Origin of the sequence: Aeromonas sp. FDAARGOS 1411, from assembly GCF_019047125.1 — a bacterium.
GTDB lineage: Bacteria > Pseudomonadota > Gammaproteobacteria > Enterobacterales > Aeromonadaceae > Aeromonas > Aeromonas veronii.
On the sequence record NZ_CP077214.1, the window covers coordinates 3,081,250 to 3,098,293 of the forward strand.

Genomic DNA, 17,044 nt, shown 5'->3' on the forward strand with positions numbered 1-17,044 from the left:
CGGACTCAATGGCTTGCTTACTTGACGCTGCACTCCTGAATGACGGCAGTACCCGCCTTGACGCCAGCCGGGTCAACCTTCACCAGCACACTCCACAGCCCCTGCGGCAGGGTGATGCTGTTATTGGCACTGCCCCCCTTGGAGAAGGCGAACGAATAGCCGGTTTCAGCGTTCACCGCGCCGCCACCGTTGAGCAGGTACTCCTTGCTCCAGTCCTCGTTGGCGACCTTGAACTCGGTGCTGCCGGCATAGTTGAACGCCGCCTGATAGATGGCGAGATCGCCATCCATCCCCTTGTAGCTCAGCTGGTACTGAGGTTGGGCTCCCCAGCCGGAGAGCTCACCCTTGACGAACAGGTTGTAGCCGAGCGGATTGCCCGCCACAGTCTCCAGCACCTTGCAGCTCTGCACCGGCTCGGTGAAGCTGACGCTCAGGGTCGGTTTGTCCTTGTTCATGGCGGTAAAGACAAACTTGTAGCTGCCCGCCTTGGCCAGATCGACACCAATATTGCCGGTTTCTCCCCCCTTGCAAAGGGTCAGCGGGGTGCCGACCACCAGCTTGTCACCAGCGTTGCAGCTGCCGTAGTTGACCGGCCCCCAGCTGGCGTCAGCGATCTTGACGTTGGTGGTACCCAGCTTGTCGGTGCTCACCTCGGTAGTGAACTCGTACATAAAGTTGCCGCTGAAGGTCATCTGGTTGGTGTTGCCCCACTCATCGAGGAACCCCTTCAGATAAACATCGGTGTTGCCAAACGGTGGCAGGGTGCTCAGGTCGGTCTTCTTGCTGACCGGCAGGCCCGCGCCCTGTGCACCAGACTGCGGCTTGACGAACACGGCGGCAGACCAGGCCCCCAGCGTCAGCTGGCCGTTATCATAGGCGGCGCCGCTGGCGATGCTGTCGACTGCGCGATGCTTGCTGCTAAGCACCATACCGCTCAGATCGATCGGCTGATCGTTGCCGTCACGGAAGTCGCCGATGCTCTGGCTCTGGTTGCTGGCGTTGATCATCACCACCAGACCGTCGATGGCGGGATCCAGATCCGCCCCGGCACTGACGCCATCATCCACCGTCATGACGATAAGGCCGGGCACCTGATCCGGGCCGGTATTGCGGAAGTCGACCCGCTTGATCACCTCGGCGCCGCTGCCCAGACGCAGCAGGCGGGATGAGTTGCGCAGCTCCGCCAGCTCCTGATAGAAGCTCACCATCTGCGCCATCTCGGCCGAGCCCGGCTTGGCATGCTTGCCGAGCACCTGCTCGATCAGCGGATAGTTGTCGCCATCCTTGTCCTTGCGCGGCAACCCCTTGTCGAAGTTGTTGTCGCCCAGGGTGTAGTCGACCTTGTTGTACCAATCGCCCGAGTCATAGCTGTCCCTCTCCATGGATTTGGAACGCAGCAGCTCGACACCGGCGTGGGTGAAGGGAATGCCCTGACCCAGCATGGCTGTCGCCAGCGATACCCCCTGCATCCGCACCAGATCGGCTCCGGCAGGCGCCTTGTAGATCAGGTTGTCGAACAGGGTCTGGTTGTCGTGCTTGTCGACATAGTTCTGCACTTCCACCGGATCCTGGGCATAACCGGCAGGCTGACCGTTGTAGTCGATCTCGGCGCCTTTCTTCGGCATGCCATCCTTGTCGGTCAGCACGAACTCCTTGAGGTTGCCCGCCATGCCGAGCCGCACCAGATCGGACTGGTGCAAGGCCGTAGCCAGATCCACCTTGCTCATTTCGTTAGGATCGACGAAGGCACCGTTGCCAAAGCCCTGGGTCTTGCGAATGGTATCGCCACCGTCGAACGGACTGCCGCCGCGCACTGCATCGCGCAAGCGGTCAGAGAAGGAGCCGATACCGGTACCGCCCAGATGCTTCTGGGTCGCCTGCACGAAACGCTTGTCATCCTGCACTTCGCCGAAGTTCCACCCCTCGCCGTAGAAGTACATCTCGGGATTGACCTTCTTCACCGCGGCCAGCGCCTGCACCATCTGATCTTTCGGATGGTGGCCCATCAGGTCGAAGCGGAAGGCGTCGATCTTGTAGTCGCGCGCCCAGGTGACCAGAGAGTCATCCATCAGCTTGGCGAACATGGCGTGTTCCGGCGCCGTGTTGGAGCAGCAGGTGGAGTTCTCCACCGAGCCGGTCTCCGGATTGAGGCGCTGATAGTACCAGGGCACGATCTTGTCGAGCACCGACTTGGGACCGAGCCCGGATTCGTTGGTGTGGTTGTAGACCACATCCATCACCACGTTCATGCCGATGTTCTGCTTGATGGCCTTGACCATCTCGCGGAACTCCAGAATACGTTTGGTGCCCTCGGCGTTGGTGGCGTAGGAGCCTTCCGGCGTGGTGTAGTGGTAGGGATCATAACCCCAGTTGAAGGAGTCGACGCCGCGCAGATAGCCGGAGAGCTCCTGCACCTGCGGATTATCCTTGCTGTCGCCCCCTTGCAGGTCGGCCAGCACATCCCCCACGGTCTGACCGCCACCGCAATAGCCACCAAATTTGGATGTTTTCACATCCGGATTGACCTGACAGAGCTTGCTGAAGTCATCGCCGAGATTGGCCACCTTGGCCGGATCCTCATTGACGGTGGCGATATCGAACACCGGCAGCAGGTGCAGGTGGCTGACGCCGCTTTTTGCCAGCGCTTTCAGATGGTTGACCGGTACAGAGTCGGGCTGGGTCAGGCCGACAAACTTGCCGCGCTTCTCTTCATCGGTGGAGGCATCGTTGCCGGTCAGGTCACGAACATGGGCCTCATAAATAGTGATGTCGGCGGGGTTCTGCTGGCTGTGGGGCGCCTTGAGGCTGTCCCATCCTTCCGGTTTCAGGGCCGGATCGTCGAGATCCACTACCTGACTGAACTCGGAGTTCATCGCCAGACTCAGGGAGTAGGGATCGGTCACCTCGTAGCGCTCGACCTTGCGGCTAAGCGGGTGGTAGACCTCCATGTCGTAGCGGTAGAACTGGCCGATCAGCTCGCTGCCCCCTTCGTAACTCCAGCTGCCGCTGGCGCTGTCGAAGGTCATCGCCACTTCACCACTCTTCTGGTGGCTGGCGTTGTAGAGGGCCAACTTGACCGACTTGGCGGTCGGCGCCCAGAGGCGGAAGGTCACCCGGTTTCCCTCTACCACTGCGCCATAGCTGAGCTTGGTCGCCTCGGGAGCATAGAGCGCATCGAGGGCGCCGGCGCTCTGCACCAGGGTGGCTCCTTGCAGGATACCGTCGGCATCGGTGCCGATAGCCACCAGTTCCCCCTTGAGCAGGGGCTTGAGATCTTTCCCGGCAGGCAGGGTAAAGGCGGCGGCATCCTTGAGATGCGGATATTTGGCCTGCTGCTCGGCAGTCAGGCCGGTCGCGGTCAAGCTGATATAGGGGAAATCGAACACCCCATCGGCATTGGCCTTGATGGTGCCCGAGTCGCTGTAATAGAGGCGAACGTGGGGCTTGTCCTTGCCCCCTTGCCAAATCAGGGTATTGCCATCGATAAGATGAGCGCTGGCCCCCGCCACGCCAAAGGCGGCGGTAAAGGCTTCGGCACGGCTGCCAAACAGATCTTTCTTGCCCGCGACGATAGCCACGGTGCGATCCGGGTGCTCACTGAAGATCACCTTCATATCGCTGCCGGTCAGGTTGGCCAGATCGCCGTTGCGAGCGATAAAGTTGATGCACCCTTCCACATTTTTGAGCGGAACAACCCAGGCCGGACCAAAGCTGTCGGCGGTGGCTGGTGTCTTGCTCTTGTCATCCCAACCGGTATTCAGGCCACTATCAGCCGTTGCCTGGCAGGCGTCGTTATTCCAAAGGTGCAGGCTGTGGCTGTCAAACGGTGCCTTGGCTCCTTTGGCTGCCGACTGGGTATCCACCAGCGCAATGACCACCTGATTTTCGCCGGCAACCAGCAACTCTTTCGGGGGATCCATCTTGGGCAGACGGGCGACAGGCCCATCGGTGACTTCAGGTGTAGGCGGTGTAGGGGGGACGGGGTTCACACCGGAGGCATCAGAGCTGTTGTCATTACAGCCAGACAAAAGCGCGAGCAGTGAGGCTGTTACCAGCGCCACTTTGGTCTTTTTCATATCCATATTTTTATAATTCCCGCTGTAGTTAGTCTCGATAGTCGAGCACCCGGTCATTGCCAGGCGGTGCCATATTAATCAGCGGCAATCGATTCAAATGTGAGCGGAAAGGCAAAAAAACCATCCAGTTTCAACAAGATAACGTTTTCAGACTGAAACTTCGATCCGGCTCACAGACCTCGCGGCCATTTGGCCTCATATCTGGAAAACGGCAGTCACGGGGTCAGAAAAGCAATGTCTGATCAAGTGGATAGACAAGGAGTAAGCAATGAAACGGATTGAAGAGCAGGCAAGACGACTCGATCAGGAATATCAGGCGATCGGGCAGCTGTTCGACCAGTTTTGCCAGCAGGCTGGCACCCTGGCCGAGCAGTATCACTTCTTCAACTGGCCCGATTATGAAGACTCGCCCCCGCTGAGCCGCGCCTTCACCCTGCTGGGGGAACCCCGCGAGCTGCGGCTGCGCTGTCAGCCCGGTGAGCGCTCCGCCCTCCATGGCCTGATCCAGGTGGTCTCGGAGGATGGCACCATAGATGCCAGCCTCGGGTTTCGCGCCGATGGTCAGCTGCTGCTGGAGTCCGGCAAGCTGCTGGACAACCCGCCACAACTGCTGCTCAAGTTGCTGCTCGGTGCTGTGTGGCAACACAAGCCCCAGGATGAGATCTCCGGGCAACCGCACTGACATCAGAGTGCCAACGGCACTGAAACCAAGGGGGCCAACGGCCCCCACTATTTATCCTGTTCGCTGGTGATTTCGATGGTCACATGCACCAGCTCTTCATGGATCGCCAGCCGCTCGCGGATCTGCTGCGCCGGTAGCGGATTGACCATCAGCAGAGAGAGCACGCAGGCATACTGCTGCTGCCCTACCCGCCAGACGTGCAGATCGCGGATCTCGGTCTGTGGCAGTTCGGCGATGACCTCGCGGATCTCCACCACCAGCGGGGTATCCATCTCGGCATCCAGCAGCACCCGACCGGAGTCGCGCAACAGGCCCCAGGCCCATACCGCGACCAGTCCGGCACCCACTATGCCCATCAGCGGATCCAGCCAGTCAGCCCCCCACAACATACCTCCAGTCAGCGCCAGAATCGCCAGCACGGAAGTGGCCGCATCCGCCAGCACGTGGATATAGGCGGCGCGCAGATTGAGGTCCTGATGGCCGTGATGATCGTGTGAGTGATCGTGGTCGTGATGCTCATGATGGTGGTCATGCCCATGGCCGTGGTGATGGTGGCCGTGATCATCCTTGAGCAGCCAGGCACAGGCGAGGTTTACCAGCAGCCCCACCAGCGCGATAGCGATCGCCTGTTGATAGTGGATCGGGCTGGGATCGAGCAGCCGGAACACCGACTCGAACAGCATCAACCCGGCCACTCCCACCAGCAACAGGGCGCTGGTGAAGCCACCCAGCACCTCGATCTTCCAGGTGCCGAAGCTGAATCTGTGGTCACGGGCGAAATGGCGGGCAGCGCGGTAAGCCAGCACCGAGAGGCCGAGCGCCAGTGCGTGGGAGCTCATGTGCCAGCCATCGGCCAGCAGCGCCATGGAGTTGTAGAACCAGCCGCCGCCAATCTCCGCCACCATCATGATGACGGTCAACAATACGGCCCAGCGGGTCTTCTGTTCGGCCAGCGGATTGCCCTCGTGGATGACGGGTTGATGGCAGTGAGATTGAGCAAGGGATGACATGGATTTCTCCTGAGAGCGATGATGCAATATACTATACCCCAGTATAGTTTTATTGTTCGAGAGGATCCGTCATGTCCCACACTATTCACGACAAAAAGAAGTTGCTGGCACGGGTGCGCCGCATCAAGGGACAGGCCGGTGCGCTGGAGAGCGCGCTGGAGCAGGAGAGCGACTGCACCGCTATTTTGCAGCAGATCGCCGCCATCCGCGGCGCCGTCAACGGACTGATGCTGGAGGTGCTGGAAGGACATATGCGCGAGCATCTCGGTGCCCCCGATGCCACCCCGGCCGAGCGGCTGGAGGATCTGGATCAGGTGGTCAGCGTCCTGCGATCCTATTTGAAGTAAGCAGGATCGCGGCATCATCTCTTCAGGCTCGACCAGCGTCGGGCTTGAGCCACCGCCAGCTTTGCGCCATGATGTCCAGCCCGGCTGACCGCCGGTTTTACTGGACAGTCAATTTCAAGGATCCCCCATGTTTGAACACGTCGATGCCTATGCTGGCGACCCCATCCTGACGCTAGTCGAGACCTTCCACAAAGACACCCGCGAGCAGAAGGTGAACCTGGGGATCGGCCTCTATTACGACGAGCAGGGACGCATTCCGCTGCTGCCGTCGGTGCAGCAGGCCGAAGCCCAGCGCGCCGCCGCCCCTGCCCCGCGCCCCTACCAGCCGATGGAAGGCGCCGCCAACTACCGCACCGCAGTGCAACACCTGCTGTTTGGTGCCGACCATGAAGCGGTCAAGGCGGGACGTATCGCCACTATCCAGACCATCGGTGGCTCCGGCGCGCTGAAGATCGGGGCCGATCTGCTCAAGCGCTACTTCCCGACCTCCGAGGTGTGGGTCAGCAACCCGACTTGGGACAACCACAAGGCGATGTTCGAGGGGGCCGGCATTAAGGTGCATGACTACCCCTACTACGATGCGGCCACTGGCGGCGTGCAGTTTGACGCCATGATCGACTGCCTGAGCAGCCTGCCGGCGAAGAGCATCGTGCTGCTGCACCCCTGCTGCCACAACCCGACCGGGGTGGATCTCTCCCGCGCCCAGTGGGATCGGGTGATCGCGCTGGTGGTCGAGAAGAACCTGATCCCCTTTATGGACATCGCCTATCAGGGCTTCGGTGACGGGCTGGAAGAGGATGCCTACGCCATCCGCGCCATGGTGGCCGCCGGTGTCAGCTTCTTCGTCAGCAACTCGTTTTCCAAGAACCTCTCCTTCTACGGCGAGCGCTGCGGCGGCCTGTCGGTCATCTGCAAGGATGCCGAAGAGGCGAGCCGGGTACTGGGTCAGATGAAGGCCACCGTGCGTCGCAACTACTCCAGCCCTCCCACTCACGGTGGCCAAATCACCGCGGCGGTGATGAGCCAGCCCGAGCTGCACGCCATGTGGGTCGATGAAGTGACCGAGATGCGCACCCGCATCAAGGCGATGCGCCAGAAGTTGTTCGAGGTGTTGAGCGCCAAAGTGCCAGGCCGAGATTTCAGCTACTTCATCAACCAGCGCGGCATGTTCAGCTACACCGGCTTCACCCCGGAGCAGGTAGAGCGCCTGCGCGAGGAGTTCGCCGTCTATCTGGTGCGCTCCGGCCGCATGTGCGTGGCGGGCCTCAACAGCCGCAACGTCGACTATGTGGCTGACGCCATGGCGGCGGTGCTCAAGGGCTAATCCGCATCAGCCCCGCTTTGGCGGGGCTTTTTGTCTGTTGCGTTCGCGGTCACCTCTTGAGGAGTCTGCTCCCCCTGCTGTGAGAGAATGCCAGCAGGTCACGTTGAATCTTTCTGATTCCAAGCCTGTTTATCTTCATCAATTTCAGGAGCCACTATGGATCTGATCGCTCTCTCTCGGCTGGGAGGTCGCCATCTGGTCACCCTGCACCTGTTGCTCGACAACCAGAGCGTCACCCGCACCGCCGAGCGACTCTGCACCACCCCTTCCACCGTCAGCAAAACCCTCAACCAACTGCGGGATCTGCTGGGGGATCAACTGCTCTACCGCCAGGGCAACCAGCTGCTGCTCACCCCCATGGCCGAGCGACTGGCTCCCACCCTGCATCGACTACTGGGGGAGCTGAACGGCCTCACTCGCCAGAACACCTTCAACCCCCAACAGTGGCAGGGCAGCTTGCGGCTGGGATTGCGCGAGAGCGTGATGACCTGGCCGGTGGGCCCCATTCTGGGTCAGCTGATGCAGGAGGTACCGGGCATGGTGCCGGAGATCTGGAACAAGGATGAGCAGGGGCTGGAGGCGCTGGCAGCGGGTAAACTCGACTTCGTGATCCTGCCCCATGACCAGAGCCAGCCATTGCCACGCCAGCCCGGGCTGGTGTGGGAGACCCTGCGGGAAGAAAAACTGGTCTGCCTGCTGCGCAAAGACCATCCCGCGCTGGCCAAGCCCTGGGATCTCGATGCCTACCTGAGCTGGCGCCATATCGCCATCCGGGATCAGGAGCTGGCCAACCCCTTCTTCGAGCAGAGCCTGGCCCAGCAGCAGGTGCGTCGCCAGATTGGCGCCACCCTGCCCGATTTTGCCAGCGCGGCGGCCCTGCTGCCCCAGACTGATCTGATCCTCACCGCCATCGGTGGCTGGGCGGCCTGCATGGCCAGTCAGCCGGATCTGATGATGCGTCCGGCACCGTTCGATTACGGCAAGGTGAGTCACAGTCTGGTCTGGTATGGCCCGGCCGGTGATGGCTCGGCCCGTCACTGGTTCCGCCAGCGGATCCTGCAACTGGGTCGCGAATTGATTGAGCCCTGAGCCGGGCGACAGCGAGAAGAGGTTGATGTTTCGCCGCGGCGAAACATCAACGGCAAGCAGGGACTAGGGACGTTTGGTATAGATGGGGCTGGGGAAGGAGGCGACGTTGCTGCCCAGATCCGTGATGCGGGCAGCCCCCTGCTTTTTCACCTGATCGATGCGCAGCACCTGATGCATGGGAATAAGAGTCTGGCGCACATCGGCAAATTCGCTCTTGAGCTTCTCGTGACTGGGATCGACGATAAGCGCCGTGTGGTTGTCCCAGACAAAGTCGGCAATCTCGATAAAACCGAACAGCTGGCCCTGATTGACTTCGCGCACATACACTTCGTAGCGCTCGCTGTGGCAAATAAACTGAACCCGATATAACGCCTTGCTTTCACTCATGATTATCTGTCATTGAGGGGTAAGAAGATGGCCATTATTCTAGCCGCCGTTCTCGCCCCCTCCAATAGACAGAAATCACAGTTGCGGCCTTTCCATGCCGCACCTCACGCCATGACGGTCACCGGATGACGCAGCCACTCAGCCCATCAAGGCAGGCAGTGAGACCGGCCCCAATCCCGCTGCACGCAAACGGCTGGCCAGCTGTTCCAGCTCGGTTTGGTGAGCCTCTGGCCATTGCGCCGCCTCCCCCCGCACCCCGTGGTGGCGAAAGCCGTTGAGGCGAATGGGCACAGGCCCAAGCTGCTGCAAGAAGGCGGCAAGATCTGCGCCAAGCTCACCATTCGCATCCAGAAAATCGCTCCTGCCCGGCACATGGAGCAGCCGCAGTTCGGTCAGCTTGCCGTGGCGTGCCAGCAGTTGCAGCGATGCCAGCACCCGCTCGCGACCATAGCCGGTCAAGGAGTGATGCACCGAGTCACGCCACCCCTTGAGATCGAGCATGGCGCCGTCGAGCACCGGCAATAGCCGCTGCCAACCGGTTTCGGCCAGCGAACCGTTGCTGTCGAGCAGGCAAGTGAGATGGGCCAGATCCGGCGCGCCCTTGATGGCGGTAAAGAGCGCAACCACGAAGGGGAGCCGGGTGGTCGCCTCGCCGCCGGAGACGGTAATCCCGCTCAGCAGTGGGCCGTAGCGGCGCAGCAGGGCCAACACGTCGTCCACCGTCATGGTAGCGGTCTTGGGATTGGCACTGCGCGGGCAGACATCCAGACAGGCGTCGCAGTCGGTACAGAGCGTTGCCTGCCAATGAACCTTGCCCTCGCTCATGGATAGGGCGCCGCTCGGGCAGACCGCAAGGCAGTCACCGCAATCGTCACACAGCCCTATGGTGTGGGGATTGTGGCAGCCGGGGCAGCGAAAGTTGCACCCTTGCAGAAACAGCACCAGCCGGTTGCCCGGCCCGTCGACACAGGAAAAGGGCAGCACCCTGCTTACCAGGGCGCTGCGTGTTGGCAAAACATCAGCCATCGGTGCGAACTCAATACTCGCCGATAGTCGATTCGTGGGCGACTACTCGCGGTGCCCGCTGCCGGATGGCGGTCACTTCACTCGCCTCAGCACCGAGACAGGTGGTCTGCAACCGCGAACCTTCTTCTGCGAAGCGGGCCACGTCGCTCTTGCGGATCATGTAGCCGGTCACCCGCACCAGATCGCTGTCGGCCACGTTGGCGGTGAACTCGCGCATGCCGATGGCGAGCGCTCCCTTGCAGAGCTGCAACAGCGCCTGCGGGTTCTGGCGGATGGTGGGATCCAGCGTGAGGATCTCGCTGATCCCCGAATGGTAATAAGTGTGGTGCGGTGCCAGCGCCAGCACATGGCTGGCGGGATCCGGCTCATGACCGTAAGGGATGCGCACCCCGGGGGTGACAGCCACATCGATGCTGAGGCCACCCTGCGAGTGCAACAGCGCACGGCCACCCCAGGCATGGGTCTGCGGCGTCGCAGTGACATATTCCGAGAGTTGGGCCGAGATGCGATAGCCAAGCTGGTTCGCCTCCTCGCCATGGCCATAGCGATCCGGCAGATTCTCTTTATCCATCAGGATATTGACCGCTTCCGCCATGCCGTAGATGCCGAACATGGGGACAAAGCGATCCTCATCCAACAGCCCCTCTTTCACCAGGAAGCTGTCGAAGAAACCGGACTCCTCGTGGAGGAATGCGGCCCGCGCTTCGATCAGCTGAGAGGCCAAGCGGCAGTAGTGTGGCAGCAGGCAGCCGAGGAAGTCATCGATCCCCTGACACTGCTCGGCGACCCGCTTAAGGGAGATGCGCACCAAGGTATTGGCGCCACCGGCCTGCGGCAGGGCGTTGTAGCAGCTGACGATGCCAAAACCACGAGCGTCGAAGGTGTCGCGGTGGATCGGGTAGTTGGCGATGTGCGGCTTGCTGCACTCGGCGATGTTCTTCACCGCCTGCAGCAGCAGATCGTCCGGGGTCTGCTCCGGATCGTGGAAGAAGGTGAGGTTCGGCGCCACCTGCTTGAGCTCGTTGTCGATACGCAGGATCAGGCGGCAGATGCGGTTGTCATCCGGCCCGATGTTGACGTGCATGAAGGCGTCCGGCAGCACCCGATCCAGATAGACCCAGAACCCCTTCAGCTTGCGATAGAGGGTCTCGTCATCCAGTTCGCCGACGAACGGCAACAGCAGATGGTCGAGCCGCCCCAGCCAGACCGGCATGCCGGTGACTGAGGGGACATGGTGATAGAGGATGCGCAGGGCGTTGAGCGCCTCGTCGAAATCCTGCGGCGCCGCCAGCTCCAGCCAGGCAGAGCCCTGAGTCAGAAATTTTTCATAGTCCGGCAGCACATAACGCGGCTTGTAGGGGGCGTGCCCTTCGAACATGTCGCAGATAAATCCCTGCTCCATCGCCTCGGCGACTGCGGCAGGCAGGTCGGGGTAGGGCAACGCATTCTCGGCGGCCAGCGCCAGTGCGTGGCTCTTCTGGGCGGCGGAGAGATGGGGATCGCGCACGATACGCTGACAGGTTTCGATCAAAGACATGGGACACTCCTTCACGGATAGAGCCCATATCCTCACCATTTGCAGGCTTTTTTTGAAGTGACATTCACAACAATACGAATGTCTCAAAAAGACATCCGTGAGAGAGGATCACACCCCAAACAGAACGGGGGCCTTGTCTACCGACAAGGCCCCCGTTGTACGGATCAGGGCTCGATGACGATGGGCGTACCCGGGTCAATAGCGTCCCACACTTCATCCAGCTCGTGATTGAGCATGGCAATGCAGCCGTTGGTCCAGTTGGAAGGCTGAACCCTGCGGTTGCCAATGCTGTTGCGCTGGCCGTGGATCATGATCATGCCACCCGGACGAACACCCAGCTCATTGGCGCGCTTGATGTCATCCAGGTTCGGATAGTTGATATGGATGGCTTTGTAGTAGCCGGAATTGGTCTTCTTGTAGTCGAGGGTGTAGCGCCCTTCCGGCGTACGCTGATCCCCTTCCTGCTGCTTGTGCCCCTTGGGCGCCGGGCCCAGAGCAATCCAGTAGCGCTTCAGTTCTTTGCCATCCTTCATCAGGGTCAGGCTATAGGTCGACTTCTTGACCACCACCAAATCGGCTTTTTCGGTCAAGGCAAAACTCAATGCGGGCCAAAGCCCCAACAAACACAGTAATACGGCTCTCATTCCATCCCTCGACAAGCCTCTGGTGCGGGCTTTTCTTGTTGCCAGATCATCTGAACGATGCCCGCCGAGCGGCGAGCGAGCGCCATGATATTGGATCGCCATCAATACTCAATATGCCCGGCAAAACATATCTTGCCGCAGCCAGGCCATCTTCCTTGAACGCTGTCATTTTGCATTGGCAATTAATAGTTAAAACAACAAGATACAAAAAATTATCGCGCTGGCACCCGGGGCAATGATCGGCGAAGATAACACTCCACTCCCCGACAGGATCATGCCATGCGCTCTTCGTGCCGCCTCGCCACCCTGCTGTTCTCGCCACTCCTGCTCTGGCTGCCCGCCAGTGTCGCCGCCGATGCACTCTGGCTGCGCGAGCCCGCCCTCTCCACCGATGGCAAGCAGCTTGCTTTCACCTGGCAGGGGCGCATTTTTGTCGCCAGTGCCGAGGGTGGCCCCGCTACGGCGCTCACCGGCAGCGACTACCTGAGCCAGCGGCCAATCTGGTCGCCGGATGGCAAACAGCTCGCCTTTGCCGCCAATCTCTACGGCAACGAAGATGTGTTCGTGGTGCCTGCCAGCGGCGGCGAGATGGTGCGCCTCACTCGCGATTCGCGCACCGATCTGCCGCAAGCCTTCAGCGCCGATGGCAAACGGCTGTTGCTGAGCAGCCAGCGCCTGGGGGCACCCGCTGCCGACCATTTTGTCGCGGAAGGCTACCAATGGGGCGAGCTCTACTGGACCCCGATCACCGGCGGCACCTTGCAGGCCGACCTGCCGCTGCCTGCGACCCTCGCCCGTCCCCACGGGGAGCGGCTCGTCTACCAGATGCCCGCGGCGGATCAACCCTTTCGCAAGCATCAGCACTCGTTTGCGGTGCCCCGTCTCTGGCTGTTTGATGGCAAGCAGCACAAGCAGCTGACCGAAGATCGGGTGGCGGCCACCGATCCGGTCTGGAGCGACAAGGGAGATGCTCTCTTTTACCTGAGCGAGCGCAGCGGTGATTTCAACGTCTGGCGCCGGGATCTCGCCAGCGGCAAGGAGCAACAGCTGACCCACTATCAGGGCCATCCGGTGCGGGGGCTCAGCGCCTCTCGCAATGGCGATCTGGTCTGGTCATGGCTGGGGGAACTCTATCGCCTTGATGCCGGTAGCAGCGAGCCACGCAAGCTGACCCTCACCCCGCAAGTGGCCAGCGCGCCGGATGAGGCGAGCGAGGCCCTGACCCTGGCAGACGAAGCGCTGGTCAGCGAAGAGGCGGACGAGCTGATCCTGGTGAGCGAGGGCAACCTGTTTGCCGTCGACCCCGAGCGGGAGCGGGTGCGCCAGCTGACCCGCGATCCGAGCGAGCAGTCCAGCCCCCTCTTCGCCGAGCAGGGGCGCGCCCTCATCTATCTGTCGGAGCAGCAGGGGCACGCTGCCCTCTATCGCCTGCGCAAGGGTGATCCGGATCTGCTGTTCAGCGATCCCGGCACTCTGACCGAGAGCCTGCTGCTGGCGATTCCCGGCAAGGGGATCAGCCGTCCGGTGCTCTCCCCCGACGGCAAGCTGCTCGCCTTCGTGGTGGATGGCCAGGCCATCCACCTGCTGGATCTGGCGAGCAACAAGCAGCGGGAGCTGGTACCTGCCAGCTTCAACCCCTCGCGCCACGAGGTGCATCTCGCCTTTGCCCCCGACTCCCGCCATCTGGCGCTCACCTTCCGCCCCGATGCGGCAGAGCAGGAGATCGCGGTGATCGACACGGCCAATCCCAAGGCCAAACCGGTCAATGTCAGCCTCAACGGCTATCAGGATGGGCAACCGGGCTGGAGTCAGGATGGCGCCATCCTCTACTGGCAATCGACCCGATTTGGCGCACTGGGGCCCGATGGCGAGCCCCTTGTCACCAACCTGCTCGGCATTTACAGCAGCCGCGCCGCCAGAGCCGATGCGATTGCCGAGCTGGAGCCGCCGAAAGGGGGATACGGCTTTGAGAGCGATCGCCTCAACCATCGCGAAGCACTGCTGCTGCAACCCACCGGCACCCTGCTCGCCAGCCGCATCATCGGCGACCAGCTGATCTATCTGGTGGAGGAGATGGGGGTCAACAGCGAGAGCGAGATCAAGGGCTACAGCCAGGATCTGCGCAAGGGCAAAACCAGCGAACTGTTTGGTGAGCAGCCCGGCCCAGCGCTGGCAAGCCTCAACCAGCAGGGCACCCTGGCTACCCTGGTGCGGGATGGGGAGATCACCCGGATCCACCTCGACTCCGGCGAGGCCACCAGCGCCCCCTTCGCCTTGCAGCCCACCAGCCGCTGGCAGGCACGCATGACCGCCGCCTTCGATCAGATCGCCCGGCTCACCCGGGATGAGTTCTATCTGGACGATATGAACGGGGTGAACTGGGAGAGCTATGTCGCCGCTTACCGCCGCCTGCTGCCGGGCATCGGCAACCCGCGGGACTTTGGCAACCTGCTGGCGGAGCTGGCTGGCGAGCTCAATGTCTCCCACACCTGGGGCAGCGGCCCCGCCCCCTTCCCGCGCATGGCGGACGAGACCGCCAGCCTTGGCGGCTACTGGCAGGATGGCGAGCAAGGGGTGATGCTCACCGCCCTGCTCTCTGGCGGCCCGCTGGATCAGGAGAGCGATATCGCCCCGGGCGCCCGCCTGCTCGCCATCAATGGCATCCCGATTGCCAATCTGGCCGAGCTGGATCGAGCCCTCAACCATCAGGCTGGCGCCCGGCTTGCCCTCACCTTCCAGCAGGAGGGCAACAAGCAAACTGACGAGGTGGTGCTCACCGCCATCGACAAGCAGCAGGAGTACCAGCTGCAACAGGATCGCTGGATTGAGAAACGGCGGGAGCTGGTGGCTAGCCTGAGCAGAGGACGGGTCGGCTACGTCTATCTGCCGGCAATGAATAGCGAGGTCTACGATGCAGTGGTGGCGGATGCCCTCGGCAGGCAACGCAATCGCGAGGCGCTGATTGTCGATGTCCGCTTCAACAGCGGCGGCTATCTCGCCAATACCCTGGTGGAGTTTCTGACCGGCAGCGGCAGCACCAAGGGAATGGCCAGCAGTTGGCCCCGTCAGGGCAAGGGGGAAACCGACGCCGCCACTCGCCAGTGGACCAAGCCCTCGGTGGTGCTGGTGAACGCCGCCAGCTACTCGGAAGGCTCCGCCTTCCCCGAGTACTACCGCGCCCTCAAGGTCGGCCCCATCGTCGGCGATCCGGTGCCCGGCACCGGCACCATGGTCTATAGCCACGACTCCCGGCTGATCCCGGGCCTCTCCTACGGCATTCCGACCCTGGGGCTGCGCAAGCCGGACGGCACCTTTTACGAGAATCAGGAGCTGATCCCGGATCTGCAGGCGCCTCTCACCCCCGCCGACATGGTGGCCGGGCGGGATCCGCAACTGGAGGCCGCGGTACAGGCCGCCCTCAAGCAGCTGCCCGCCAACCCCAAATAACGGCGCCCATCGAGCTCAACGAAAGCGGAACAGCTCGCGATGCAGATGCCCGTCCGGCAACAGCCGGGTCAGGGCATCTGCCATCCCCTCCGGCCCGCAAAACCACACCTGCTCGGGCGCATCCTGCGCGATGCGGGCCAGATCCAGCCGCCCGGCCGCCTTGTCCAGATGCAGCTGATAACGCACACCGGTGCGATGACAGAGCTCGGCCAACCGTCGGTGGTAGACAGCCCCCGCCAGATCCGGCGCGCACTGGATCAGGGTGATCCCCTCGCCTCGCTCCCCACGGGCTGCCAACCCCTCCAGCCAGGCCACAAACGGCGTGATACCTATCCCGGCCCCCAGCCAGAGGGCTCTACCTCCCCCTTGCGGGGCGACAAAGGCGCCATAGGGCCCGGTCACCACCACCCCATCCCCGGCGCGCGCCTCTGCCACCAGCTGACGGGTATGATCCCCGAGCGCCCGCACCGCGATCACCAACTGGCGCCGATCCGCTGACACCCGCACTAGGGTAAAGGGGTGCGGCCCCTCCTTGGCGTCAAACTCGAAGAAGGCAAACTGGCCCGGGCGGTAATGGGCGAGCGGCCGCTCCAGCTGCATGGTCAGCTCGCAGGTCTGATCCGCCAGCGCCCGCACCGCAATGACCCGGCCCGGATGGCAATCCCGCGCCCCCACTTGTCCCAGCAGGGAGTAGAGTGCCCCGATAGCACCCAGCCCACCGATCAACCAGATCGATACCCCCATGGGAGTCATAGCTCCAATCTGAGGCAACAGGCAGAGCCCGTGTCCCCACCCCGCAAGATAGATGAGCGGCGCCAGCCGGTGGATCAGCCGAAAGCGACCATAACTCACCAGCGCCAGCAAGCTCACCACCACCAGCGCGATCAGCAGATAGAAACTCCACTCACCCAGGGTATTGCCAAGGGCATGGAGCGAGATGCCATTACCTGCACCAACCCCAGCACCGCTGGCCCCACGCCGAGCGGGACGGCTCAGCCAACCCGCCGAGACCGCCCACTTGGGCGCCTCCACCAGCAGCCAGTGGGCGGTCAGCGCCAATGCGCCACCGATGGCCGTCTGGCGGTGCAATCGCAACATCCGGTCCAGACCGCCACACCACACCTCCAGCTGCGGCAGGCGCAATGCCAGCAACAACGAAATGGCCATATAGGTCATCCCCAGCAGGCCGGTCACCAGCAACATCTCATGGCGCCAGGGCCACACCCCGTTGGCATCCCCCGCATACCCGAGCCACCAGACCCCGACCGCCAGCAGTGGCAACAGCCACCACACCCGTTTACTCGTCATAACATGCTCCCTGGTTCCATCGCGGCAGGGCCTCACCCCTGCTCATGGTTCCATTACAACCCCGTCCGGTCACAAGACTTTGCCAGAGGGGGAAGCTTGTGTGGCAATGTGTGACAAACGGCAACAGCAGAGGGGCCCGCCGGCCCCTCTGGTCACCCTTGCTCACT

At 62.1% G+C, this 17,044-nt stretch carries 12 protein-coding genes; 5 read left to right on the plus strand and 7 right to left on the minus strand.

The window, feature by feature from the left end:
* Nucleotides 1-17: 17 nt before the first annotated feature.
* Nucleotides 18-4,082 carry a pullulanase-type alpha-1,6-glucosidase gene (gene pulA, locus I6L41_RS13815; RefSeq protein ID WP_216959507.1) on the minus strand — a complete coding sequence of 1,355 codons (4,065 nt, stop codon included), beginning with the start codon at nucleotides 4,080-4,082 and terminating at the stop codon, nucleotides 18-20.
* 262 nt (nucleotides 4,083-4,344) lie between these two features.
* Between pulA and I6L41_RS13820 the strand changes: the two genes are divergently transcribed.
* Nucleotides 4,345-4,758: a hypothetical protein gene (locus I6L41_RS13820; protein ID WP_216959511.1), complete on the plus strand. Its 414-nt coding sequence runs from the start codon at nucleotides 4,345-4,347 to the stop codon at nucleotides 4,756-4,758.
* 47 nt (nucleotides 4,759-4,805) lie between these two features.
* Here I6L41_RS13820 and dmeF read toward each other — a convergent pair whose 3' ends face one another.
* Nucleotides 4,806-5,768, minus strand: coding sequence for a CDF family Co(II)/Ni(II) efflux transporter DmeF (gene dmeF / locus I6L41_RS13825; RefSeq protein WP_216959514.1), 963 nt, complete (start codon nucleotides 5,766-5,768; stop codon nucleotides 4,806-4,808).
* A 71-nt stretch (nucleotides 5,769-5,839) separates the two neighbouring features.
* On the opposite strand from dmeF, the gene I6L41_RS13830 reads away from it, so the two are divergent.
* The 3 genes from I6L41_RS13830 (at nucleotide 5,840) to I6L41_RS13840 (ending at nucleotide 8,528) form a co-directional block, all read left to right on the plus strand.
* On the plus strand, nucleotides 5,840-6,115 hold the full coding sequence (locus I6L41_RS13830) for a metal/formaldehyde-sensitive transcriptional repressor (protein WP_005340299.1): 276 nt from the start codon (nucleotides 5,840-5,842) through the stop codon (nucleotides 6,113-6,115).
* Nucleotides 6,116-6,242: 127 nt separating this feature from the next.
* Nucleotides 6,243-7,439, plus strand: coding sequence for an amino acid aminotransferase (locus I6L41_RS13835; RefSeq protein ID WP_216959517.1), 1,197 nt, complete (start codon nucleotides 6,243-6,245; stop codon nucleotides 7,437-7,439).
* Between the two features lie 156 nt (nucleotides 7,440-7,595).
* Nucleotides 7,596-8,528, plus strand: coding sequence for a LysR family transcriptional regulator (locus I6L41_RS13840; RefSeq protein WP_139441934.1), 933 nt, complete (start codon nucleotides 7,596-7,598; stop codon nucleotides 8,526-8,528).
* Between the two features lie 63 nt (nucleotides 8,529-8,591).
* Here I6L41_RS13840 and I6L41_RS13845 read toward each other — a convergent pair whose 3' ends face one another.
* The 4 genes from I6L41_RS13845 to I6L41_RS13860 all read right to left on the minus strand — a co-directional run bounded on the left by I6L41_RS13845 (nucleotide 8,592) and on the right by I6L41_RS13860 (nucleotide 12,122).
* On the minus strand, nucleotides 8,592-8,915 hold the full coding sequence (locus I6L41_RS13845) for a DUF1820 family protein (protein WP_005340296.1): 324 nt from the start codon (nucleotides 8,913-8,915) through the stop codon (nucleotides 8,592-8,594).
* A 138-nt stretch (nucleotides 8,916-9,053) separates the two neighbouring features.
* A complete protein-coding gene (locus I6L41_RS13850) occupies nucleotides 9,054-9,941 on the minus strand; it encodes a YjjW family glycine radical enzyme activase (RefSeq protein WP_216959520.1) in 888 nt (295 codons plus the stop codon).
* Between the two features lie 10 nt (nucleotides 9,942-9,951).
* Entirely contained in the window at nucleotides 9,952-11,478 is a 1,527-nt protein-coding gene (locus I6L41_RS13855; protein WP_216959523.1) for a YjjI family glycine radical enzyme, read from the minus strand.
* Nucleotides 11,479-11,642: 164 nt separating this feature from the next.
* Nucleotides 11,643-12,122: a murein L,D-transpeptidase family protein gene (locus I6L41_RS13860; protein WP_005340284.1), complete on the minus strand. Its 480-nt coding sequence runs from the start codon at nucleotides 12,120-12,122 to the stop codon at nucleotides 11,643-11,645.
* Nucleotides 12,123-12,401: 279 nt separating this feature from the next.
* On the opposite strand from I6L41_RS13860, the gene I6L41_RS13865 reads away from it, so the two are divergent.
* On the plus strand, nucleotides 12,402-15,569 hold the full coding sequence (locus I6L41_RS13865; RefSeq protein WP_216959525.1) for a S41 family peptidase: 3,168 nt from the start codon (nucleotides 12,402-12,404) through the stop codon (nucleotides 15,567-15,569).
* 15 nt (nucleotides 15,570-15,584) lie between these two features.
* On the opposite strand, the gene I6L41_RS13870 is transcribed toward I6L41_RS13865, so the two are convergent.
* The gene (locus tag I6L41_RS13870; protein ID WP_216959527.1) at nucleotides 15,585-16,877 is read right to left on the minus strand and encodes a ferric reductase-like transmembrane domain-containing protein; all 1,293 of its coding nucleotides are present in this window, start codon (nucleotides 16,875-16,877) and stop codon (nucleotides 15,585-15,587) included.
* Between the last annotated feature and the right edge of the window lie 167 nt (nucleotides 16,878-17,044).

Excerpts from the sequence above, each read along its gene's own strand:
- I6L41_RS13845 (WP_005340296.1), bottom strand. The coding sequence starts at position 8,915 with ATGAGTGAAAGCAAGGCGTTATATCGGGTTCAGTTTATTTGCCACAGC.
- pulA (WP_216959507.1), bottom strand. The coding sequence starts at position 4,082 with ATGGATATGAAAAAGACCAAAGTGGCGCTGGTAACAGCCTCACTGCTC.
- dmeF (WP_216959514.1), bottom strand. The coding sequence starts at position 5,768 with ATGTCATCCCTTGCTCAATCTCACTGCCATCAACCCGTCATCCACGAG.
- I6L41_RS13850 (WP_216959520.1), bottom strand. The coding sequence starts at position 9,941 with ATGGCTGATGTTTTGCCAACACGCAGCGCCCTGGTAAGCAGGGTGCTG.
- I6L41_RS13820 (WP_216959511.1), top strand. The coding sequence starts at position 4,345 with ATGAAACGGATTGAAGAGCAGGCAAGACGACTCGATCAGGAATATCAG.
- I6L41_RS13860 (WP_005340284.1), bottom strand. The coding sequence starts at position 12,122 with ATGAGAGCCGTATTACTGTGTTTGTTGGGGCTTTGGCCCGCATTGAGT.
- I6L41_RS13865 (WP_216959525.1), top strand. The coding sequence starts at position 12,402 with ATGCGCTCTTCGTGCCGCCTCGCCACCCTGCTGTTCTCGCCACTCCTG.
- I6L41_RS13870 (WP_216959527.1), bottom strand. The coding sequence starts at position 16,877 with ATGACGAGTAAACGGGTGTGGTGGCTGTTGCCACTGCTGGCGGTCGGG.
- I6L41_RS13840 (WP_139441934.1), top strand. The coding sequence starts at position 7,596 with ATGGATCTGATCGCTCTCTCTCGGCTGGGAGGTCGCCATCTGGTCACC.
- I6L41_RS13835 (WP_216959517.1), top strand. The coding sequence starts at position 6,243 with ATGTTTGAACACGTCGATGCCTATGCTGGCGACCCCATCCTGACGCTA.
- I6L41_RS13830 (WP_005340299.1), top strand. The coding sequence starts at position 5,840 with ATGTCCCACACTATTCACGACAAAAAGAAGTTGCTGGCACGGGTGCGC.
- I6L41_RS13855 (WP_216959523.1), bottom strand. The coding sequence starts at position 11,478 with ATGTCTTTGATCGAAACCTGTCAGCGTATCGTGCGCGATCCCCATCTC.